Origin of the sequence: Vibrio sp. 2304 (assembly GCF_033339475.1) — a bacterium.
Lineage (GTDB): Bacteria > Pseudomonadota > Gammaproteobacteria > Enterobacterales > Vibrionaceae > Vibrio > Vibrio alginolyticus.
The window spans coordinates 1-599 of sequence record NZ_JAWOUQ010000085.1 but is presented as its reverse complement, the minus strand read 5'-3'; the positions used below and the strand labels follow the sequence as shown (position 1 = coordinate 599).

Genomic DNA, 599 nt, shown 5'->3' with positions numbered 1-599 from the left:
AAAGACAATCTAGAGAGAAAATTAAATAGGGAACCTAAAGAACAGGAAATAATGAAAGAGTAGAACTTAGAATCTAAGGATATGTATAAAATATATGAAACCCTTCATTATTTAGCAAATATATCTTTAGAATCTACACTCTACACTAAAGAGGGCGAGGAGTTTAATCTACTAGATACTATAAAAGATGAAAAGATTAAATCACCAGAAGATGAATATATTGATAAAGAAAAAAAAGAGAAATTAAAAATTGCAATAGAAAAGTTAGATGAGAGAGAACAAATTATTTTGAATTTATACTATGTAGAAGAACTCACTTTAAAAGAAATTGCATATATATTGGATATATCTATAGCTAGAGTGTCTCAAATCCATGGGAAAATACTACTTAAGTTAAAAAGCTATATTAAAGATTTTATGGAGGATTAGGATGTTTAATTTTCTTGTTATAATAGCATTCATTTTAATATTATTTGGAATATACATAGAGAGAATTAGCATTGATAATCAACAGGCTTACAAGAAAGAAGAAAGAACCTCTGATGAAGATAGATTTAAGGATTTAGAGAAAAGGTTAGATGAGATAGAGGAAATCATAT

The 599-nt window shown here is 26.5% G+C and carries 1 protein-coding gene; it reads left to right on the top strand.

Features of this window, described 5'->3' with window-relative positions:
- Positions 1-81 precede the first annotated feature (81 nt).
- Positions 82-429, top strand: a complete 348-nt coding sequence (locus R7P64_RS24385) for a sigma-70 family RNA polymerase sigma factor (protein WP_318124191.1) — start codon at positions 82-84, stop codon at positions 427-429.
- The last annotated feature ends 170 nt before the right edge of the window (positions 430-599 follow it).